This is a genomic window from Clostridium tertium, assembly GCF_017873245.1.
GTDB lineage: Bacteria > Bacillota > Clostridia > Clostridiales > Clostridiaceae > Clostridium > Clostridium tertium.
On record NZ_JAGGJY010000009.1, the window covers coordinates 1 to 22,245 of the forward strand.

Consider the following 22,245-nt stretch of genomic DNA (forward strand, 5'->3'; position numbering starts at 1 on the left):
CAATCCTGCTTATTATAATATTATCATTATTAACATATAAATTATAAGTATAAAAAGGAACTGAAATTTTTTTTATAAAAAATAATACTAACTCTATAATTGTAAATATTAGATATGATAATCCATTAGATAAATAAGCTATGCTCCATTTGTAATTATGTAATATTAATGATTCTATTAATATTATTAAATAAAATCCTATAATTACTTTATTATTAAATAGATTATATAATGTAAAAATTATTGAATTAAAAAGAAATAATAATATGAACTTTAAAATTTTTCTTTTATCAACTTTATGACAATTATATAATTTACTGTTGTCTTTCATTATAACTATACTTGTTATTACTCCTAATAACATATTAATTAATACATTTTTTAAATCCATTTATTCCTCCTTATTATATTCAAAAATATAATCTAGATATGCTTTTTTTACCCCTTTACTCCTTAATCTACTTAGTAAAACTTCTTTTCCAGACTTTAATTCTATACTGCTTGTACCTATATGTTTTATTTTTCTCACATTAACCAAATAAGATCTATGGGTTAATATAAAATTTTTACATAATAATTCATTTTGCATATCTTCCATTTTTCCATTAAAATCTATAGTTTCATAATCCGTATTAATTGTAATTGTTCTATTTCTTACCTCAATAAATTCTATGTTTTTCAAGCATATTGTTCTTATAAAACTTCCTGATTTAATCATAATATAGTCATCATAATTTTTGTCAGTCTTCTCTATTGCTTTTAATAAGACTTCTTCAAGTTTTTTATCTTCTTGTCCTTTTATTAAATATCCAAGTGCTTCAACATCATACCCCTGCAATATGTAATCACTAGAACTAGTTAAAAATATTATTTGCATTCTGTTGTCGAAGGTTCTAATTTCTTTTGCTACGTCCAACCCATTTATATCACTCATTAATATATCCAGAAATAAAATATCATATATACCTTTATTTTCTTTTAAAAATTTTATCAATTTATCTCCAGAATCGTAGCAATCTATTTGTGCTTTAATGCATTCTTTTTTTAATAGCAAATTCAATTTATTTTTTATAGTTCCTTGGAAAATATCTTGATCATCACATATTGCAATCCTCACCATATTACCAATCTCCTTTTAATATAATTTAGATTAATCTACTATCAAGTAAAGCCTTACTTTTTATTAAATTTTTCAAACTATTTCGCTCATATTATTTGATGATATATATTATAAAATGATAGTATTTAACATTGTTTAACTTTATATAAACATAATATATATTAATAATTTAACATAATTATATCCATTTTTATATATTTTTCTTCTTATAATGTTAAATAAAAATAGACTATTAAATAGTTTTTACAGTCTATTTTTTATTTATATATATCACTGTATAATTGTCTTTTCCATTATTATTTTTATTTTAATTTTTTATTTCATAAGATTTTAATTTTTTATTTTTTAAAGCATTATATATTAATACAAAACTAGCTATTAATGATAGCACTAAATATACAAATCCAAATACTTTTATCCCAAACTTACCATACAAATCTCCAGTTATTAAATTTAATAAACTTGGTAGTATTGTTGTGGATAAAGAACTTATAAGCATAAATGCTAAAAAGTGCTGATTTGATGAGACAACCTTGCCAACTATTTTATTCTGAATTTGTAATACTATTCCCGTTACTATCCCATGAAGCATAGTAATTATTAATATCAATATATATGATTTAGCAAAGAACATTATACTCCACCTAAAAACTAAAATTACTAATGCTATTAATAGTGCTAAATCATTTTTTCTTAAAATCCTAACCTTATCAAATACTAATAGAAATATAACTTCAAAAATAACCATTATAAAAGGAATTAATCCTATAATAACTTTAGATACATTTAAATCAATCATCATTATTTGAATTCCATATCCTGAAGCTGCATTTTGCGTTCCCCAAATAATAGATATTATTATTAGATATTTAAGATACATTTTGTTTTTTATAAGATCAAATAAAGACTTAAAAGTATTTCCTTTATCATTTTTCATATCTTTATTTATTGATACATGATCATCACTTATTTCTGGTACTTTACTTAATAATATAATACTAAAAGAAATTAAAATCATTCCAACTATTATCGCTAAATATACATCACCAATTCTTATGGCTATAGGACATATTATCCCTGCCAAGCCATATCCTATAGTTGAACGTACTCTTATCTTCCCATAAGTACCTTTATTAATACTAGAGATGTTTAACATGTACTTGTCATTTAATGTCCCACTAGGCTGAAGTAAAATAGATCTTATTATATTAATGATAAAAAACAATATAAAATTATTTGTTATAATTAATAATCCCATAGTTATTATATTTGATAAATTTAACAATTTACTAAATCCTACTACCCTTTGATATTTGTCCAACAAACTTCCCCATAAAAAAAATATTGGGAATATTATTAGTGGTGTTGTTCCTACAATTAAGCTTATTTCTTTAGCATTAAAGCCTTTTATGGAACTTAAGAAAAGAACAAATATACTCCCAAGGATATTTCCCCCTAAAGAAGAAATAAGGAGATAATTTGAAAATTTTTTAGATAAGTTCTCCATTATTTTAATTCTTCCTTCCCTTTTTTTATTCTTCATAAATTAGCTTACTACCTATATAACTTTAATTAAATAACTAGTTACTTTAAATAACTTAATTAAAAATAGATGTTATTTATCCAAACTTTAATTTACTATTTTACTCTTATATTCTAAAAATAAATAGCACCAAATAAGACGTAATTTCTCTTATTTGGTGCTCTTATTTTTCATTATAAAGTAGTTAAATTAATCTATTATTTTTAATATTTGCTATCTCTATACAAATACTTATATCTAATTATTTAAGTACTTTAATTATTTCTGAAATTATTTTGTACTTTAATTATTTATATAATTATTTTAACACTTTATTATTGCAAACTCATATTGTGCTAAAGAAATCTTGTCCACTTCCTTGCTTAAGCTATACAAAATATTTCCATTAATATCTTCTTCATAAATATTTTCGCTAAAGTTAATTATAACTTTTATTACTTCATCATTTAATTTTCTTTCAAAAGAAATTACATCATCTTCTAAACATACATTATTATATCTGCCATATAATAAGCATTGATTGTCATACCTAAGCTTAATTAACTTTCTATATATTTTTAACAAGCTATTTTCATTACTTTCGCACATCTCAACAGTCTCAATATCTTTTTTATCATCAATATTAATCCAAGGTTCTACTTGTGAAAAACCATAATATTTGCTATTATCCCATTGCATAGGACTTCTAGATTTATCTCTCGAACTTTTATTTGCGCTTTCCAATGCTTCTTTTTCACTTTTCCCGTTATTTATCTCTATATTGTATTTTGTAACTCCTTGTATATCATTCATCTTGCTTATTTCTTTACAAAATAAATTCTTCATTCCAATTTCTTCTCCAAAATACATAAAAGGTACTCCATAAGAAGTTAATAAAAGTGCTGCCATAGCTCTCTCTATGCCATCTTTATCTCCATTCGGATTAAATCTTGATATACTTCTTTCCATATCATGACTATTGAAAAATATAGTTGGAATTTGATCTTCTGAACATCTATTATCCATTCCAATAATTTCCTTATATATTTTTTCTGTTGAAAAGTTCTCCATGCTTCCTAAATTGAAATTAAAAACTACATCTAAAAGATCTTTCCCTGAGTAATCTATTAATTCATCTAAATCTTCTGAACCAACTTCACCAACAAGAAATGCATCTTTCTTTATATTTTTAATATCTTTTGCAAGCTTTTTAATTATATCCAATACTCCATTTTGGTCCTTATCAAATTTATGAATTTGCTCACCTTTTTCATCGTAAGGATTATTATTTGATAAATCTTCATTAACAGTTAGGAAATTAATTACATCAAATCTAAATCCATCAACTCCAAGATCTAACCAAAATCTTAGAACCTTTATCATCTCATCATAAACCTTTGGATTAGCCCAATTTAAATCTACTTGCTCTTTTGCAAAAGCATGATAATAATATTCTTGAGTTACATTATCATATTCCCATGCATCTTCACCGAAAAATGATTCCCAATTGTTAGGTTTATCATTTCTCCATATATAAAAGTCCCTCTTTTCATTATCCTTTGAGCTTTTTGACTCCTTAAACCAATGATGTTCACTTGAAGTATGATTAAGTACTATATCGCCTATTACTTTAATATCTAATTTATGCGCTTTTTCTAAAAAGTCTTTAAAATCTTCTAGAGTTCCATAATCTTTATCTATATTATAGTAATCCGATATATCATACCCGTTATCAACCTTAGGTGATGGATAAAACGGAGTTAACCAAATCCCCTTAACTCCAAGTTTATGTAAGTAATCTAATTTTGAAGTTATCCCTTTAAAATCACCTATTCCATCATTATTGCCATCCTTAAAGCTCGGCATATAAATTTCATAAAAAACAGTTTCTTTCCACCATATTTTCCTCATGATAATTCTCCTTACTTAAATGGATTATCTATTTCTATTAATTGAGCTTCTGCATCACTGATTCCTGCATAAAGAACTGCTTTATCTCCATTTAAAACTAATCCACCACTGAAGACTACATCTTCTAAATCTGCTCGTTTTGCTTCACCTGGTTTGAAATTTTTTCTAATTGCTATAATTTTTTGGTTCTTTACTTCCAATGTATTTATATTTAGCTTAAAAGTCATAGGATAATAATGCCTATTACCAACCTCATCAAAACAAGCAATATGGCCAAGAATTCCTAGTGTAGAATCATCTAAATATCTTGCTTCATTAGCTCCTCCCCATTCTTCATCAATGAATAAATCTTCTAGTAAAGGAGCTTCATTTATAATATTTATATCTAAATCATCTAAATTATCTATTGTAGCAAATCCAATTTTACCTCTACCACCTTTTTCTCCTTGTGGTCTTGTAAGAATTCCAATTTTGTTATTCTTTACTTGAACTAGTCTTAAATCCTTCATTCCATCTGGGCCAACAAAGAATTTTTCTAGTGAACATATATCTTTTCCTTTATAAAAAATAGTTCTCCACTTCAAAGTATTTTCTAATTCAGGATGTGGAAATACTTCAACTCCTCCAAATATTAACTCATCATTTATTCGTGTAAAAAATGGATCTTGAAGCTTAAATTTTGGGTATCCTTCTACAGGTGACCAACTATCGCCTATATTTTCAAAAAAACAAACAGTAGAATCTTCACTATCTCTAGCTTCTACTCTACCTGCAATAATTGTTTTCATATTATCTTTAAAAGGAGCTGATATATTATAAACATCGTTTTCCCCTACATTAATAAATTTTAATTTTTCTACATTATATATATTTGAATTATTTTTTAAATATTTTTCTAATAGTGTTGAACATGTTTCCTTAATATTCATATCTTTACTCCTCCACTAGGTAGTTAATTATATAACTTCTTTTATTGATTTTAATTAGCACTTTCTCTCCAGTCATATGGAAGAAGTTCCTTTAGCTTAACTACTATATCTTCTTTTACCATTATCTCTGCATTTTTATTTTTATCATTAATTTGCATTATAAATTCTCTACATCTTCCACATGGTGGAATAACACTTCCATCCCAATTTATTGCTACTAATTTTTCTATTTCACTTTCTCCATTAGTAATCATTGCTGCTGCAGCTGAATGCTCGGCACAAACCCCCATTGAACAAGCTGTATCTATACAAACACCTCTATATAAATTACCTGATGTGGTTAGTATTGCAGCTGCCACTCCTCCAACTTCTACACAATCTGAAAGTCTTCTTGGCTTAAGCACTTCTTTTGCATATTCAATTAGTTTATCAAAATCCATAATTACCTCCGGCAAATTAAATATTTTTATTTCCAACTGAATCTCTTTCAATTACTTCTACACTAAGTATTGTTTTTTCATCTGGATCTTTTTTATTTTCAATTCTCCAAAGTAATCTATCTACTGCTTTTCTTCCCATAAAATCCTTTTCAACTCTAACAGTCGTGAGCTTTGGCTCTATAAGCGAACTTAATACTATATCATCAAAACCAACTACAGCTATATCTTTTGGAACCATATAACCTAACTCTTTCAAAGAAGTTATTAGTGCTATTGCAGCATTATCGTTAGAACATACAAAAGCTTCTGGAATTTTATTAATTCTATTTATTCTTTCCTTAATTCCTTCAATATTCTTATCGATTATATTTTGCTCAACATCGTATAATACAGATTGCTCCTCTATAAACACTTCTGCTTCTTTAAAATTATTAAACTTTAAGAACTTCTTTATAGCCTCTCTATATCCAAAGAATCTTTCCTTAATACTTAGTGAATACTCTAAGTCCCCAAAAAAGCCTATATCTTTATAACCTTTTTCTATAAGTAACTTTGTTATATTGAAACTTCCTAACTTATTGTCAGTTAATATGCTATCTGTGCTTTCTAATAGTGATGTATGATCTACAAGCACTACAGGTATCTTATAATTTTTTAATTTTACTAGATACTCATCTTCTATAGTTCCTATAACTATTATCCCGCATACTTTCTTACTTTCTATACAGCTTGGAATACTTTCTTCTGTTTCATTTATTAAGCATGTAATTATATCGTACCCTTTGCGTCTTGATTCTTCTCCAATACCCATCATTATTTTTGAATAAAATGTATTATCCTCAAAATAATATTTCTTTATAATAACGCAAATATTCTTATTAGCAAATGATTTTACAAATTTAGGCGATTTATCTAAATATCCTAATTCTTCTGCTACATCTAAAACCTGTTTTCTAGTTTCTTCACTAACTCCAGCTTTACTATTTAATGCTAATGATACTGCATTTATTGAAATATCTAATCTTTCTGCTATATCCTTCATCGTTATTTTTCCCATACTCAATCTCCTAATAATCTCATTATTGATTCTAATTAAATAATTCTCTATATTGATATATTAATCCTTCATTTAAATCTACATTTTGCCTATGTTTTATTAATTAGTTTTTAATATATTAATAATTTTTTATAATATTTTTAGATATAAATTAATATGTGCTACTTTCTACCTCATTTATAATTTATTTTACTATTTCTATATATTACTACAACTTAAAAAGATTAAGATTAGGAATCATAATTTACTTTTCTTTATAAATATTGGCTACTACAACTTATTCTTTTTTTGTAATAGCCAATATGTATTATTTAATTAACTTGAAAATTTCTTCAATTTTTATATCTGCTCTACAAACTTTATCATCTGCGGCTCCATAATAAATTTTTACGATTCCGTCTTCATAAATACATCCACATGTGAATACTACATTTCCAAAGAATCCTTCTTTTTCATAGTCAGCTTCTGGCTCTAATATTGCTTTTTCTGTTTTACCCAATATTTTGCTTGGATCATTTTTATCTAATAAAAAGGCACCTAGACAATATTTATCATTTTTATCTGCTGCATGATAAATCTTTATCCATCCTTTCTCTGTTAAGAAAGGTACTGCTCCTCCACCAACTCTTCCATTTTCCCAAGATTCTTCATTGGAAACTCCATAAAAATGTTTTTGTTTTCCCCAGTGTATTAAATCTAATGACTCAGCAATCCACATATCAGGTCCTCCAATTGCTGAAGGTACTGGTCTATTAAATGTCATATACTTTCCATTTATCTTTTCTGGGAATATTGTTACATCCTTATTTTCTGGTGCAAATATAATTCCATGTCTTTCATAACTCTCAAAATCTTTTGTTGATACTAAAGATGTCGCAGCCCCATTCCTAGTAACCGATGTATAATTTATATAATAAGTATCTTCTATCTTAGTTATTCTTGGATCCTCTATTCCCCACTCTTCTTCTGAAGCAATTGGTTTTATAAATGCTTCATCATCAATTTCAAAATTTTCTCCATCTTTTGATCTAGCTATTCTAATATGAGATAAAGATGTTAAATAAGCTATTTTTTTAGCTCCTTTACTATTTAAAGTCCATAAAGAACGGGAGTCTGAATAGTCATATTGTGTATCTATCTTTTTATTGAATGAAATAATATCTATAACATCTTTTCCATCTTTATTAACTACCACTGGTATCTTAACATCGTCTTCATTTTCTACTTTAACTGACTCTGCTACTCTACAAAGTAATATATATTCATCTTTATATTTACATACTCCACAATTAAATACACCATCAACCTTAAAATCTTCTCTGCTAGGTTTAACATCACTAGGCTTTATTAGTGGATTTCTTTCACTTCTTTTAACTACTATATTATTTGTCATATCTAATTCTCCTTTTACTTTAACATAAAGTTTATACCCTCTTTAAAATATTTAGAGAAGCATAAGAACATGATTACTATTGGTAATGTTAATATTACTGATGCTGCATACATAGGTCCTGGTAAATTTCCCATTGGCTTAAATTGTGTTGAAATCAATACATTTAATGTTTGCATATTTATCTTTGGTGATATAAGCATATCCCACATAAGTTCTGACCATCTTGTCATAAATGTTGATAAAAACACTATAGTAGTAACTGATTTTGTTACTGGAAAGGCAATATGCCATAATATTTTCAGTTCTGAAGCTCCATCAATTCTAGCAGCTTCAAATACTGCATCTGGTAATGACTTAAGATAATTTATATACATAAATATACCCCAAATTGATACTGATAACGGTAATATCATTCCTAAATATGTGTTTGTTAATGGTTTTGATATCATATATCTAGGAACAAGTAATATTATTACAGGGAAAAACATTTGAAATAATAATGAATTCATTACTAACTTTTCGCCTCTAAAATTCTTCATCTTAGAAACTGAATAACCAACTAATAATCCTACTAATACTGAAACTATTGCAGTAGGAGCAGAAACTATAAAGGAATTTAGTAATGCTTTTATCCACATACCTGCGCTTGCTCCACCGCTTCCCCCTAATAAATATTCATAGCTTTTTAATGTAATCCCACTTGGAATAAATACTTTATCGGTTTGATCCCATGGTGCTAGTGATTGAATTATCATATAGAAGTATGGGAATAATGAAATTCCTAGTATTATAATAGTTGCTACTATTACTAAAATAGTTTTTATATTTAACTTCTTTTTCATAACTTATCCTCCAACTTAATATTTACATACCATACTTTTTATTAATCTTTTCCATTATAAATGTGATTATCTTAATTGATACAAAAATATGCACTGCATTAGCTATTGCAATAGCTGCACCATATCCTGATTGGAAATTAGTAAATGACGTATTATAAATTTCAAGTTGCCATGTGGTTGTTGCTAAGTTTGGTCCTCCACCTGTTAATAAATATGGCTCTGTAAAAATACCAAATGCAAGACCAGCTGCTAATACGACTACTGTTGTTAAAGTTGGTATAATCATTGGTAATGTCACACTTATAAACTTTCTTAACCCAGTTGCTCCATCTATCTTACATGCATCATGTACATCATCTGAAATAGATTCTAATGCTGATAATATAAATAGTGCATAATAACCTGACATTTTCCAAACTACTATTCCAACAACTATTATAAATGCCCACTTTGGATCTCTAAACCAATCTATATTAATTCCTTTTTCTCTTAAGAAAACATTTAATGCTGAATTATAACTAAAGAAATATCTTACAACTACTGATATAGCAACACCTGAAGTTAAGTAAGGTATAAAAAATAATACTGATGTGATTCCTTTAACCTTATCTGGTAACTTATGAACTAATAATGCTATAACAATTGCTATTGCTACAGTAAAAATAACAATAGGTATTAAATATTTAAATGAATTTATAAATGCTGCTTTAATTCTTGGATCGGTAAATAATAATTTAAAGTTATCTAACCCTACGAAATTTTTATTCTTAGACATTAAGTTCCAATCTGTCATAGACAACCAAAATGCCCATACTAATGGTATTAAAAAGAAAATAATTGAATATGCCAAATATGGTATGTTAAATAGCCATCCTAAAAATCCGCCCTTATTTTTTAAACTTTCTATTTTATTCTTCATTTAGTGCCACTCCTTTACAAATAAAGCAAAGATAAATTTCTCATCTTTGCTTTATTATAATAAACTATTCTAAGCCACCAGCTTGTTTCATTGCATCAAATGCTTCATCTACATACTTTGTAGCATCAGTTACAGTTAAAGCATCTGATGATAATGTAGTTTCTAAGTATGCAGCTAAACTATTACCTAACGCTTCTTGTATTTGTGCCATTTTATCGTGTGGCATACCTGGAATAGCATATTCTACTTGTCCAGCTAAAGCCTTTAACTCTTCATTTTCTGCTAAATACTTAGAAAACTCTTCATTTTCTAATAAGTCTCCTCTTACTGGTAACATTGTAGTAGCTTCTAACCATTCTAAATCTGTTTTTGCTGAATTTTCTTCATTATATAACCATTTCATAAATTCTATGGCACCTTGATGAATTTCATCTGTAATATTATCAGCTTTATATAAAACTAGTCCCTTTGCATCTGCATAGTTATAAGGTGTATCTCCTTGATTTTTCACTATCATTGGACCATAAGTATAATTTTCTCCATAAACTTTTCCGCCTTCTCTTAAAGCTTGAATTTCCCATGGAGCTGCTATTGTGAATAAAACTTGTGGATTTTCTTCTGCCCATATATTAGGTACTTCTGATGTTAATAGTGTGTTACCTAATGATCCAAAGAATTCAAATGATTCCTTTGCAATTTCTTTATCTAAAACTAACTTATTTCCCTCTACCCATGACTTTCCGCCACTAAATGCTAAGTAGATATTTTGGAAATCTGATGATCTGTCCCACCATTGATCTGGTCTAATTAAAGAGTTTCTATAGAATACATGTGTCACTCCTATAGCTGACATCTTATCCTTATTTTCATTAAACTTAGCAATTACACTATCAAATTCTGCTTTAGTTTCTGGTGCTTTATCAAATCCTAACTCTTTTAAAGCTTTTGTATTCCATTGTAATACCATTGGATTAACATACATTGGAATTACATATTGACTTCCTTCAATTTCCCAACCTGGCATTACTGATTCTAATGCTCTGTTTTTTACTATATCTTTAAACCAATCTTCATTTTCTAATGAGTAAACTGCTTCTGATTGCGCTAATGTTGTAGCAAATCCCCTATTTATATTTTCTGAAATCGCTGGTGCTGTTCCTGTTGCTAGTGCATTTTGTATTCCGGCTTCTGATGATGGTGTTTCAGGCATTTGTTGAACTTCAAGTTTTACAACCTTGTCCCCTACCTTAGTATTAGTTGCATTAAATGCTTCTGCTTTACTTGTCCAGAAATCATATTGAACTTTTTGAGGTGCTGTCCAAAAATTTACTGTTATAGTATCTCCTGATGAAGACCCCTCATTATTTCCACCTGAGCATCCAACTAATGAAGTTACCATCATTGTAGATAAAGCTAGTGCTGATATAATCTTAGTAATTTTACTCATAAAAAAATCCTCCCTTTAATTTACTTTAAATTTAATTTATTATTAATTATAAATATTTAATTTTTAATATAAATTAGGCTTAATTTCTAAAAATTAATACTATAATTTTAGTAAAAACTCTTTTGTAAACCTTTCAATTATTATTTTAAATTTACTTTACTTTAATTTCAACGCCAATTTACTTTAATTTTATAAATTTTATAAATTACTGTCCTTATTTTTTTAATTTAAATTACCTTTGTTTTATACATTTAAGGTGATTCAAGTGATACTCCTAAAAAATCAGAAAATGTAGTTACTGATTTTAATAATACAGTAACCACCTCAAATAAAATAAATAATGAATAATCCAACAAAAGAAAAAACTATTAATGTTAAATTAGACTATGATGGGGAACTTACTTCTACTTATCCTACTTACAACAATGGATGGACTTTTGATGCTAAACCAGACGGTACATTAACTAACTTAGAAGATAATAAGGAATATTCTTATTTATTTTGGGAAGGAAATCCAAATGTAGACTTAAATATTTCAGAAGGATTTGTTGTAAAAGATGAGCATACAAAAGATTTTCTACAAGAAAAACTAGAATATCTAGGCTTAACACCAAAAGAATATAATGAATTTATAGTTTATTGATTTGAAAAAATAGGTTTTTCCGTTGTAGAAACAAGTAGACTAAGAGTTATTTAGTTTTTAAGCTCTTTTTAATATTTACAGCTTCCATTTTTTATTACTATCGGTCCATTGTAAACATTTTGATAAATCAATCGTTTATTAGAGTTTCTAAGAATTTACCATTGATTTATTTCTATATATTAATCCATGTAAAATTCCATTCTTATCTAAAGGAAATCAGTTTATCAACATCAATTTATGTACAATCTATTTTATCTTGAAAATTTAATTTAGCGAAATAATTATTTCTATAAAGCATTTAGGGAGAGTAGATAGGTTTTGTTCTACACAATCCCTCTACTCTCCCTAATATTAAATTTTCTTATTAAAATACTGTATAAAAATAACTTGGTCACAATAAATTTATATTAGGCTAATTTTAAATTTCTTATATTTAAATATGTTGAAGGCTAATTTAAGATTGCCATAACTCATTTATAAACTACATTCTACAATATATTTGTTTTCAATAGATTTTACTTCTTTTGCTTCTTACCCACTTATTACTCAAGTAGCTATATGGAGTTTTTGAATCTCTTTATTATTCGCATGAACTTTAGCTAAATTTATTAATTCTATCTATTTTCAAAATTTACAAAAGGCTTATCTCTATATTCAAATATCTTTATTTCTTTGGCATCTAAATTTTCTTTATTCATATCAATTGCATTTATTGTACTATTATTATAAGTATTGTAATAGTAGATTCCTTTTTCTTGAATCATACAAGAAGTATATTGTGTTATATCATTAAGGTTTTGTGGAGTAACAACTGATCCTTTTACCATTGCTACTGAATTTAATATATGAAAAAATTCATTGATTGCTGATATATAATCATCTCCAACTACTGCATTACTTCTTAAAAAAGTAGCTTTTACAAATCTTGATGGTGATGAAAAATCTCCTGGCAGACCTCTTCCTCCTGCACCTTGACCCAAAGCTTTTAATTCTATATCTCCCCATTTTACTTCTGATGGTTGATGCGAAGATACACCCATATATTGGGTCAAGTTAGTCATATGCCAATCAAAGGTTGGAGCATTAGTTAAAATTCCTATCTTATTTTCAAATATACGAAGCCCATCCTTTGTCTTTTCTACAACTAAACATTCACCTTTTGCATCATATATAATCCAGTGAAGCGCTGGTAAAGGTACATTTTCATTTACAGGCCTTGCTACTAAATTTAGATTTTCTAAATGTCCCCTTAAATCTTCAATACATTCAAAGTTTCCTAAAGCCCATAATATTAAATCATATGGAACAATATTTATTTTTCCATCTACACCATCTTCTTCCCAATAAGAATATCCAGGAAAGTTTAATCCAGCACAAGCCAATCCTTTTTCATTCATTGCTTCAGCATAACATGGATGTTCGTCTATTATAGTTCCCATTCCAATCATTGCATATTTAGTATTTTCCATTTCATTTGTAGCTCTATTTTTATAGGTAAAATTTCTTGGAACAAGTGCTACTGATTGATTAAAAGAGACCTCTATATCCATATTCCTTCCAAATAAATGATATCCTTCTTTTGTTTCTAAAGTTAAAGCTGTACACATATCGCTCCTCCTATATACTTCTATGATTTTCTTTTATATTTTTATTTGTATTATCTTTACTTGTATTATTTTTGCTTTATTTATATTCCCCTAAAATACTTAATTTAATTTATTATTACTTTATTTAATTATTAGGCTCTGTTTTTATTAAATGTTGATTTATTATACTATTGTGAAGTAATTAAAAAATATAATATTAATATTTTTATGTAAATATAACATATAATTAATATATAATAAAAATATTCACTAATTGTCAATTGTATTATAAGACGAGTTAGGTTTATTTCAAACTACTTTATAAATAGGAATTTATCAGGAAATTAATTATTAAAATATAAAAGTTAAAACAGGTAATACAGCTATCTTATATTTACTGTAGTACCTGTCTCTATTTAAAGTTTATTTAATATTATGCAATATAAATCAATGCTATTTGGATTTATATTAGAGTATTATGTATTGCTATCGTCTTAATTCTTAAGTTTTTTGGGAATAAAATTGCAAATATAATATATGCTAATATTCCATTTGCATACGCTGCACAAAATACTACAAAAAGCAATCGCACAATATTAGGTTCTACATCAAAGTATTGAGCAATTCCACCACACACTCCAGCAATAAATTTACCTTCATTAATTCTATATAACTTTTTCTTCATAAATATATACATTCCCTTTCTTTGTTTCAACATAATCTTTACGTGTATTTTACTCTTGTGTCATTCTCCCTTCCCATCTGTTGAACCATAAAATTGATAAAATCAGAATAATGGAAGTCAAAATAATCATAGAAATAATTCCAGAAATAATAGGTGAATTTAAAAAATTAAAATAGTTTTCTAAAAATCTTATACTGCATTCCCAAGGAATGATTGGCCAAATTTTATCTCCGATAGCAGTTTGAAAGTAACCTGCTAGAATTGTACCAGCTACTCCTAGTAACACAGAGACAGTAGAACCGAATCGAAAAGCAACTGATAAATGTAATGAGTATATAGACAAATTACTGAGTAAGAATATTAGAAATATACCAATATATAAATTCAATGAAAATGCATCCATATCTAAAAATAAATTGACACCAATATAAAAACATAATTCATACAATATTAAATTTATAGCTGATAGAAATAGTATAAATAATAGTTTCCCTAGGTACATACTTATTCGTGATTCCACTAGTCCTAGAGTATTTTGAATAGCGTTTATATTTCTTTCCAATTGAGTAAATGCAGATACAGAAATACCTATAAAAATTGGATAACACATCTGTAATATAATAAAAAATACCCTCACGTCAGTAATGATGCGATATCCTGCAATAGTGTAATAGTATAAAAATAAAAATGTAATCACTATAGGTGTTAACAAATGTAATAAAAGAAGGGGAGTTCGTTTTAGTTTGATAAAATTAGAACTGAACTCTCTCAAAATTATCATTTACGATACACCTGCTTTCCATACCAAACTGAAAACAAGACGGTAAATGCAACTACAATAAATATCGAAATTAACACTAAAAATGAACTTTGTCCTAAACTTAAAATATATCTTGAACCTGATTCAACTAATAATCCGTTTGGTAAAACTCCAAATAATGTAGTCATCAATCTAGCAGTCCAGCTATATGGAAAAATCCAAAATAAAGGAGTCAATGCAAAGAATAATCCGCCGAAAGCACTTAAAAATAAACTTAATATCATAGAAGCAATAAAACCTACTTTTTGATCTAAAAATAAGCATAAGGGTATCTGCCATAATAAAGAAAACCATAATAGAATATATCCTAAAATATAATATCCAATATACCCAATTGCTACTGAAAATCCTGATAATACAAATTCAGAGATAATAGATATAAATGACAATAGCAATGATATTACTAAAAGGTTAAGTGCTATCAAAATCGTCTTTGAAATAAATATTTTCTTTAGATCAATAGGTAAACTATAAAGCGTTCTGTATTGATGTTTTTTTTCTTTGTTATTCACTTGATGACATAAAAACATAATTGATAATGATGCAATGGGCATACTCCAATTACAAACTATAGAACTCGAAAAGCCTCCTAAACCAATACCAACAAACATGAAAATCATAGCTATCAAAATTAAAACTAATGGTATTAATATGGTTAGTTTTCTGAATAGTGAGTGCTTCAATTTTAAATTTTCTGCTTTTAAATATGATTGTAACATTAGGCTTTACGCTCCTTTCTGATAATATCCATAAACAATTGCTCCAAATCTTCACTTGTATCAATTGAACCTTCATATATGAGTGTTCCATCATATATAATTCCAATATCATCAGCAACTTGTTGTATTTCGCTTAAAATATGGCTAGATATAATAATAGAAATTCCTGAGTCTACTAAGCTTCGAATCATTTTTCTTAATTCTTCAATTCCAAAAGGATCTAGTCCATTTGTAGGCTCATCTAAAATAAGTAGTTTAGGATTATTTAATAGTGCTAATGCAATTCCCAACCTTTGCTTCATTCCTAATGAGAAATCCGATATTTTTTTATTTTTTGTATCCATTAAGTCCATTTTTTCTAAAACTTCACTACACTTCTTTAGTGGAATACCTAAAAGTATTGCACGAACTTTTAAATTTTCAAATGCGGTTAAGTTCTCATATAGTGGTGGTGATTCAATCAATGAACCAATATTTAATAAGTCTTTTCGTGTCCAATCATGATTATTGAATAATATTTCACCTGATGTGGGTCTAACAATTCCTGTAATCATCTTTAATAAGGTAGATTTGCCTGCACCATTAGGTCCTAATAAACCATAGACAGAATTTTTTCTTACAGAGATAGATAAATTTTTTACTGCATATGTCTTTTTAAATTTTTTAGAAACACTATTTGTTTTCAAAATATATTCATGCATTATTATTACCTTCTTTCCTTTTGTATTTAATAAATCGCATTCCGTAGAGTATATTTTCTATTATTTATAACTCCTACGTTTCATCATAATTATAGTAACAACCAATTATAAGGATTTTATAAGGAAAGAAAAATATTCTATTTGAATAAAAAAAGTAAGTCACTAGAATGCCTTCCAGTGACTTAAATCTTTCGATTGATGCATGACTAAATAGTAAATTGGTAATCACTTAGTTTTTTTGGGGAAGTTTATGTGTATTGAAATTCAATTGTTACCAATCCACCACAATCATAATTTTGTAGTTTAATCTGGCCTGCATGCATTTCTACTACTTGCAAAGCAAACCATAGCCCAATACCATTATGATTACTCTTAGCACGAGCTGTATCATCACGCCAAAGGCGTTCAGTTGCGTGTTGTAATGCTACATTACTGAAACCAGGACCTTCATCACGCACAATAATTTGCCATCCGCTATTTATCATCTTTCCTTCTAAGTAAACATTTCTGCCTACCTCTGTATGTTCAATGGCATTTTGTACTATGTTTCCCAAAGCTCGAAGCAAGCGTTCTTCCTGTATATTTGCAATACCATCTAATCTATTTTGTTTTTGCAAACAAACTTTCTTATTTTCTGCAATAGGCATAGTATTTTGATATAACTTATTAAGTAAATCGTATAAGCTTATTTTTTCAAATTCTTCATCTATACCTATTGAAGTTTCTAGTAAACTCGCTACATAGTTTTTTGATCTATCATTGCTTGATATGATTGTTTTCACCATTTTCAGAGTATTATCAGGTAAGCCTTCATCTAACAGAAGTTCAGCATTCCCACCTATTAAGGTAAGTGGTGTTTTTAAGTCATGTGCAAGAGCTTGTATTTCTGACTCACGTTCTTGCTTCGCTGCCCACTGTAAAGATAAAGAGTTATACAATGCTTTTCTCATATTTTCCATAGCGTCAAGTGCCTGATCATACTCCCGTATGCCTGCATGAGGAATTTCAAATTCCAACTCTTGTGCAGCTACTTTTTCACTTACTTCACTAAATAGTTTTAATTTTGCAGCAAGACTATATCGAAGCCATAAAGTATTAAATATTAAGCAAAGAATCCATGCAATACCTAGTATCCCCCACCATAGATATTCAAAAGGAGGTAATATACTTCGTACACTAGGATTTACAAACTCTCTCCTGTAATTCCAACGAATTACTATAGTATTTCCATCTGGGTAAGTATATTGTAAACTATGTATATCATCTATATTTTCTTTTAAATACACAGTTAATATTTCCAGCTCTTTTCCTTCTACATTACTTTCTAATATCTCACCACTTTTGCCAAATAAAGCATACTTTGCTAGAAAATTATTATCAGGTGAAATGAAATTTAATGGTTTTCCAGCTAGCATTTTCTCCACTTGTTGGTTAGATACTGATCCATGATAAATAATCTCATTTTTTTCTAGTAGCTGTAATGTGGCTAACCATATTAAGAAACAAAGTAACATACTTCCCATCATGACAATAGCAAAACGTAAAAGTACAAAAGAAAGACTTATAGAATGTTGTCTTTTCGCCATTTATAACCTACCCCCCAAACAGTTTCAATAGGATTAAGATTATAAACTTTTAGTTTAGCACGAATATTTTTTATATGCTCTACAATAGCTGATGAATCACCATCAGCATCAAAACCAAAAACAGCTTCATATAATTGTTCTTTAGTAAATACTTGTCCTGTATGTAAAGCTAAGTGTTCACTTATAGCATATTCACCTTTAGTAAAGAGAATGGTATCCTCACCCACAATAGCCATTTTTTCTTGAATGTTAAAACGCACCCCACCTCTACTAAGTGTGTGTGTCGGCTGACGAACTTCTCGACGTAGGTGGGCATTTACTCGTGCTCGTAATTCTGCAATGCTGAAAGGCTTCTTAATATAGTCATCAGCTCCTAATCCAAATCCTTGTAAAAGAGCTGCCTCTTCAGCTTTTGCAGTTAAGAAAAGAATTGGGCAATCTACTTCAGAGCGTATACGACTACAAAGCGAAAAGCCATCTTCACCAGGCATCATTACATCAAGTAACAGAAGATCATATTGTTGACATCTACTAGACTGTATTGTGGTAGCATCTACTTCAGTATCTACTTGATGACTATCTTTTTCCAATGCAGCACGCACTAAATCTAGCATATCAATATCATCATCAATAACTAATAATTTCGACATATGCTATCCTCCTAAGATTAAAACATTTTAATTTGATTATAATATAAAGATTTTTATTTCTCTACTGAAAATTTTATAAACATTTATTCTTAATAAGAGTTGTCTGCATACTTATTTCTAAGAAACTTAGGCTCTCTCCAGTTGATAATTAACCAAAATGTAAAGCATGATTCTTCCTTCTCCCAATAGTACCAATAGTTATTGCCATTTTGCAACCTATGTGATTTTGCTTTCTGCTGGAATCAATACGTCAGCCATCTGGTCGTTAAAATTTTGGATCTCAATAGCATTTAAAGCCTACTTACTCGCTGTCTACGCTTACCCCCATCATCATTACACATGACAACTCAAGACTCGCTACTTGTGGTTGGCTAGACATTATTCAGCCAGGATTTCCATCTGTTAGGCTAATTCCCCTTAGCTGGGAGCACAATTTCAATCTGGCAATTAGATTCTGATGCACAATCTTAAATTACTGCGAATTAAAAACGGACAATCAATTGTTCATTTTTTTATTGTCCAATATCAACATTAGTTTAAAACAGAGCCAATTATTAGTTTAAAAGGTTGCCCTTGATGGACAACCTTTCTTATCTTTATATTAACTTTCTTTGTATTAATCTCTTTATATTGCAGTAAAATTTAATTAGATAATTAAGAAACCTGCTCCTCTAAGTCCAGCATCATCTCCGATTTCTGCTATTCTTATATCTATAGCATCTTTATTAATCACTTTTTCTTTAACTTTTTGTGTTATTATCTCTAACAATTCCTTATTATATAAGATTACAGAACCTCCAAGAACTATTACCTCTGGATCAACAACTGATATTATGTTTGAAATTCCTATAGATAAATTTTCACATACTCTATTAATTAAGCTTTTTATTGAATCATCATTATTTTTATATAACTCAAAAACTTCTGGTGTATCTATGTGTTTTCCTAATAAATCAGTTGCTTGTCTAGATATATTAGGCCCACTACATTGTCCTTCAAGTCCACCTTGAACTAGTCCTGAATGGCTGTATTTATCTTCATTTATTATTAGGTTACATATTTCTCCTGCAAAGCTATTTGCACCATTTATAATTTTATTATCAATTATTAAAGCACCACCAACACCTGTTGAAACTGTAATATAAAAAACACTTTCAGCTCCTTTTGCAGATCCAATCATAGCTTCAGCAAGTCCTGCAACATTAGCATCATTATTTACTTCTGTTTTTAATGATGTTTTTTCTTCAAAGTATTTCTTTACATTAAAGTTATCCCATCCTTGTAAATTAGGCGCTTTTAATATAATTCCATTTTTAATATCTAAAGGTCCTGGACTTCCAACTCCAATTCCTTTTATATTTCTATCTTTCCAGTTATCATTAATATGATTTATAATCTTATCTAAATTATATTCTGGACCTTCTTTTACTTGATTTTCTATTTTTATCTTTTCTATAATATTTCTTTCTTCATCTAATAATGCAGCTCTAATATTTGTTCCACCAATGTCTATTCCTATTATGTATTTATCATTACTTATTGAACTGTTTTTCATTTCTTTCATACCCTCTTCATATTTTCAATTTACCTTACCTTAGGAGAAATGCCCATGGGGCTATCTAAAATCCATTATTTTCAGAAACTTCTTTTATCCATCTTCCTGATTTTTTTATTGTTTTTTCTTGTGTTTTTAAATTTAAGGCTATAAATCCATATCTATTTTTATATGCATTACACCAAGACCAACAATCAATAGGAGTCCATGTATGATATCCAAAGCAATTTGATCCTTCTTCTATTCCCTTATGAAGATTTTCTAAATGCTCTTTTAAGAATTCTATTCTATAATCATCTTCTATAACTCCATCTTCATTAATATACTTTTCTTCACCTTCTACTCCCATTCCATTTTCAGAAATAAACCATGGAATATTATTGTAATTGTCCCTTATGTTAATTGCTATATCATACATTGCTTTAGGATATATTTCCCATCCTCTATAAGGATTCATTCTTCTTCCTGGCATTTCATAATTATCAAAGTATTTATCTGGCATCCATTCAGATGATTTATCCACAGATTCACTAGAAATTTCCACATTTTCCTTTGATTTTATTCTACGTGGGAAGTAATAGTTCACTCCAAGGAAATCTATAGTATTTTCCTTTATTATCTTAAGCTCTTCTTCATTAGAATCCCATAATACATTATCATTTTTTAGAATTTCTACTAAATCCCTTGGAAACTCTCCTTTTATTGCTGGATCAAGGAATGATCTATTGAAGAATGCATCTGCTATATTTGCTGCCTTAACATCTTCAGGATTATTTATATCTCTTGGATATGATGGTGTTAAATTTAATATTACTCCTATTTGAGATCCATTCTTATCATATTTATTGTCTTTAAATAATTTTATAGCCTTTGCTGATGCTAAATTTATATTATATAAAACTTGCATTGCTTTTCTTCCATCAACAACTTTAGGATAATGAAACTTATATAAATATTGTCCTTCTACAACTACTATTGGTTCATTGAAAGTTGTCCAAAATTTTACCTTATCAGCAAAAAGCTTAAATGCTGTTTCTGCAAACTTTACAAATAAATCTACAACATGCTTTGATTCCCATCCACCATATTTATCATAAAGTTCTACTGGTAAATCAAAATGATGTAAGTTCATTACAGGTATCATTCCATTTTTTATAGTTTCATCTATAACATCATTATAAAATCTAATTGCGTCTTCATCTGGTTCTCCAGTTTCAAGATCCTTTATAAGTCTTGTCCATTGAATTGATGTTCTAAAACTATTTAATCCTATTTCCTTAAGCATTTGTAAATCTGTTTTATAACTATTATAAAAATTAGATGTAACCTCTGGTCCAACTTTATCAAAAAATGCTTCTGGCTCTACTTCATACCAATAATCAAACACGCTTTTATGCTTTTTATTAAAGCTACCTTCGCTTTGTGGACCTGAAGTTGCTGATCCCCACCAAAATCCTTCTGGAAATGTAAATTTGTTTTTCATTACAACGCCTCCCTTAAATCTGTAAATACTCTTTATTTTTTATTAGTAAATTTTTATTATTTATTATCGTTTTCATTAAAAACTTAAATTCATAAGCTTTATTTTTATTTTCCTAATACTTCATTTAAAATCAGTATAAATACTGAAATTTAATATCTAAATTGAATTTTATAACTTTATCCTATAATAATTATATAGCCAATTCTATTATTTGTCTAGACAATTAAAATTATTATC

The 22,245-nt window shown here is 28.0% G+C and carries 21 protein-coding genes; 1 reads left to right on the forward strand and 20 read right to left on the reverse strand.

The features are described from left to right. The 11 genes from J2Z25_RS10880 to J2Z25_RS10930 form a co-directional block, all read right to left on the reverse strand. Positions 1–391 (reverse strand): hypothetical protein (locus J2Z25_RS10880; protein WP_209740462.1); only part of this gene is annotated, 391 nt, incomplete at its 3' end. Continuing rightward, positions 392–1,120, reverse strand: a complete 729-nt coding sequence (locus J2Z25_RS10885; RefSeq protein ID WP_097032957.1) for a LytR/AlgR family response regulator transcription factor — start codon at positions 1,118–1,120, stop codon at positions 392–394. It lies immediately after the preceding gene. A 307-nt stretch (positions 1,121–1,427) separates the two neighbouring features. Then, the gene (locus J2Z25_RS10890; protein WP_245173276.1) at positions 1,428–2,663 is read right to left on the reverse strand and encodes an MFS transporter; all 1,236 of its coding nucleotides are present in this window, start codon (positions 2,661–2,663) and stop codon (positions 1,428–1,430) included. A 303-nt stretch (positions 2,664–2,966) separates the two neighbouring features. Beyond that, on the reverse strand, positions 2,967–4,553 hold the full coding sequence (locus J2Z25_RS10895; protein ID WP_209740464.1) for an alpha-glucosidase: 1,587 nt from the start codon (positions 4,551–4,553) through the stop codon (positions 2,967–2,969). Positions 4,554–4,564: 11 nt separating this feature from the next. Further along, positions 4,565–5,482, reverse strand: a complete 918-nt coding sequence (locus tag J2Z25_RS10900; protein WP_209740466.1) for a DUF1861 family protein — start codon at positions 5,480–5,482, stop codon at positions 4,565–4,567. A 50-nt stretch (positions 5,483–5,532) separates the two neighbouring features. After that, positions 5,533–5,922, reverse strand: a complete 390-nt coding sequence (locus J2Z25_RS10905; protein ID WP_209740468.1) for a cytidine deaminase family protein — start codon at positions 5,920–5,922, stop codon at positions 5,533–5,535. 16 nt (positions 5,923–5,938) lie between these two features. Next, on the reverse strand, positions 5,939–6,979 hold the full coding sequence (locus J2Z25_RS10910; protein WP_008680745.1) for a LacI family DNA-binding transcriptional regulator: 1,041 nt from the start codon (positions 6,977–6,979) through the stop codon (positions 5,939–5,941). A gap of 307 nt (positions 6,980–7,286) precedes the next feature. Beyond that, positions 7,287–8,372 (reverse strand): glycoside hydrolase family 130 protein, encoded by a 1,086-nt coding sequence (locus J2Z25_RS10915; protein WP_209740470.1) that lies wholly within the window; start codon positions 8,370–8,372, stop codon positions 7,287–7,289. 14 nt (positions 8,373–8,386) lie between these two features. Then, complete coding sequence (locus J2Z25_RS10920) at positions 8,387–9,214, reverse strand: carbohydrate ABC transporter permease (protein WP_008680747.1); 828 nt, start codon at positions 9,212–9,214, stop codon at positions 8,387–8,389. 22 nt (positions 9,215–9,236) lie between these two features. Further along, on the reverse strand, positions 9,237–10,133 hold the full coding sequence (locus J2Z25_RS10925; RefSeq protein ID WP_111928294.1) for a carbohydrate ABC transporter permease: 897 nt from the start codon (positions 10,131–10,133) through the stop codon (positions 9,237–9,239). Between the two features lie 64 nt (positions 10,134–10,197). Beyond that, on the reverse strand, positions 10,198–11,580 hold the full coding sequence (locus J2Z25_RS10930) for an ABC transporter substrate-binding protein (RefSeq protein WP_209740472.1): 1,383 nt from the start codon (positions 11,578–11,580) through the stop codon (positions 10,198–10,200). 340 nt (positions 11,581–11,920) lie between these two features. Between J2Z25_RS10930 and J2Z25_RS10935 the strand changes: the two genes are divergently transcribed. Then, complete coding sequence (locus J2Z25_RS10935; protein WP_209740474.1) at positions 11,921–12,223, forward strand: hypothetical protein; 303 nt, start codon at positions 11,921–11,923, stop codon at positions 12,221–12,223. Between the two features lie 614 nt (positions 12,224–12,837). On the opposite strand, the gene bsh is transcribed toward J2Z25_RS10935, so the two are convergent. The 9 genes from bsh to J2Z25_RS10980 all read right to left on the reverse strand — a co-directional run bounded on the left by bsh (position 12,838) and on the right by J2Z25_RS10980 (position 22,008). After that, entirely contained in the window at positions 12,838–13,830 is a 993-nt protein-coding gene (gene bsh, locus J2Z25_RS10940; RefSeq protein WP_209740476.1) for a choloylglycine hydrolase, read from the reverse strand. A 442-nt stretch (positions 13,831–14,272) separates the two neighbouring features. Then, positions 14,273–14,527, reverse strand: coding sequence for a PspC domain-containing protein (locus J2Z25_RS10945; protein WP_245173278.1), 255 nt, complete (start codon positions 14,525–14,527; stop codon positions 14,273–14,275). 16 nt (positions 14,528–14,543) lie between these two features. Further along, on the reverse strand, positions 14,544–15,275 hold the full coding sequence (locus J2Z25_RS10950; protein WP_209740478.1) for a lantibiotic immunity ABC transporter MutG family permease subunit: 732 nt from the start codon (positions 15,273–15,275) through the stop codon (positions 14,544–14,546). Continuing rightward, positions 15,272–16,033, reverse strand: a complete 762-nt coding sequence (locus J2Z25_RS10955) for a lantibiotic immunity ABC transporter MutE/EpiE family permease subunit (protein WP_209740480.1) — start codon at positions 16,031–16,033, stop codon at positions 15,272–15,274. Before J2Z25_RS10955 ends, J2Z25_RS10950 begins: the two co-directional genes overlap by 4 nt. Continuing rightward, positions 16,033–16,734 (reverse strand): lantibiotic protection ABC transporter ATP-binding subunit, encoded by a 702-nt coding sequence (locus J2Z25_RS10960; RefSeq protein ID WP_209740482.1) that lies wholly within the window; start codon positions 16,732–16,734, stop codon positions 16,033–16,035. The genes J2Z25_RS10955 and J2Z25_RS10960 overlap by 1 nt, the downstream gene beginning before the upstream one ends. 248 nt (positions 16,735–16,982) lie before the next feature. Then, a complete protein-coding gene (locus J2Z25_RS10965; RefSeq protein ID WP_209740484.1) occupies positions 16,983–18,320 on the reverse strand; it encodes an ATP-binding protein in 1,338 nt (445 codons plus the stop codon). Next, positions 18,296–18,970, reverse strand: coding sequence for a response regulator transcription factor (locus J2Z25_RS10970; protein WP_209740486.1), 675 nt, complete (start codon positions 18,968–18,970; stop codon positions 18,296–18,298). The genes J2Z25_RS10965 and J2Z25_RS10970 overlap by 25 nt, the downstream gene beginning before the upstream one ends. 646 nt (positions 18,971–19,616) lie before the next feature. Then, on the reverse strand, positions 19,617–20,525 hold the full coding sequence (locus tag J2Z25_RS10975; protein ID WP_209740607.1) for an ROK family protein: 909 nt from the start codon (positions 20,523–20,525) through the stop codon (positions 19,617–19,619). 64 nt (positions 20,526–20,589) lie between these two features. Next, positions 20,590–22,008 (reverse strand): glycoside hydrolase family 1 protein, encoded by a 1,419-nt coding sequence (locus tag J2Z25_RS10980; protein ID WP_209740488.1) that lies wholly within the window; start codon positions 22,006–22,008, stop codon positions 20,590–20,592. Between the last annotated feature and the right edge of the window lie 237 nt (positions 22,009–22,245).

Coding starts and splice junctions, on each gene's coding strand:
- J2Z25_RS10885 (WP_097032957.1), bottom strand. CDS start 1,120: ATGGTGAGGATTGCAATATGTGATGATCAAGATATTTTCCAAGGAACT.
- J2Z25_RS10890 (WP_245173276.1), bottom strand. CDS start 2,663: ATGAAGAATAAAAAAAGGGAAGGAAGAATTAAAATAATGGAGAACTTA.
- J2Z25_RS10895 (WP_209740464.1), bottom strand. CDS start 4,553: ATGAGGAAAATATGGTGGAAAGAAACTGTTTTTTATGAAATTTATATG.
- J2Z25_RS10900 (WP_209740466.1), bottom strand. CDS start 5,482: ATGAATATTAAGGAAACATGTTCAACACTATTAGAAAAATATTTAAAA.
- J2Z25_RS10905 (WP_209740468.1), bottom strand. CDS start 5,922: ATGGATTTTGATAAACTAATTGAATATGCAAAAGAAGTGCTTAAGCCA.
- J2Z25_RS10910 (WP_008680745.1), bottom strand. CDS start 6,979: ATGGGAAAAATAACGATGAAGGATATAGCAGAAAGATTAGATATTTCA.
- J2Z25_RS10915 (WP_209740470.1), bottom strand. CDS start 8,372: ATGACAAATAATATAGTAGTTAAAAGAAGTGAAAGAAATCCACTAATA.
- J2Z25_RS10920 (WP_008680747.1), bottom strand. CDS start 9,214: ATGAAAAAGAAGTTAAATATAAAAACTATTTTAGTAATAGTAGCAACT.
- J2Z25_RS10925 (WP_111928294.1), bottom strand. CDS start 10,133: ATGAAGAATAAAATAGAAAGTTTAAAAAATAAGGGCGGATTTTTAGGA.
- J2Z25_RS10930 (WP_209740472.1), bottom strand. CDS start 11,580: ATGAGTAAAATTACTAAGATTATATCAGCACTAGCTTTATCTACAATG.
- J2Z25_RS10935 (WP_209740474.1), top strand. CDS start 11,921: ATGAATAATCCAACAAAAGAAAAAACTATTAATGTTAAATTAGACTAT.
- bsh (WP_209740476.1), bottom strand. CDS start 13,830: ATGTGTACAGCTTTAACTTTAGAAACAAAAGAAGGATATCATTTATTT.
- J2Z25_RS10945 (WP_245173278.1), bottom strand. CDS start 14,527: ATGTTGAAACAAAGAAAGGGAATGTATATATTTATGAAGAAAAAGTTA.
- J2Z25_RS10950 (WP_209740478.1), bottom strand. CDS start 15,275: ATGATAATTTTGAGAGAGTTCAGTTCTAATTTTATCAAACTAAAACGA.
- J2Z25_RS10955 (WP_209740480.1), bottom strand. CDS start 16,033: ATGTTACAATCATATTTAAAAGCAGAAAATTTAAAATTGAAGCACTCA.
- J2Z25_RS10960 (WP_209740482.1), bottom strand. CDS start 16,734: ATGCATGAATATATTTTGAAAACAAATAGTGTTTCTAAAAAATTTAAA.
- J2Z25_RS10965 (WP_209740484.1), bottom strand. CDS start 18,320: ATGGCGAAAAGACAACATTCTATAAGTCTTTCTTTTGTACTTTTACGT.
- J2Z25_RS10970 (WP_209740486.1), bottom strand. CDS start 18,970: ATGTCGAAATTATTAGTTATTGATGATGATATTGATATGCTAGATTTA.
- J2Z25_RS10975 (WP_209740607.1), bottom strand. CDS start 20,525: ATGAAAAACAGTTCAATAAGTAATGATAAATACATAATAGGAATAGAC.
- J2Z25_RS10980 (WP_209740488.1), bottom strand. CDS start 22,008: ATGAAAAACAAATTTACATTTCCAGAAGGATTTTGGTGGGGATCAGCA.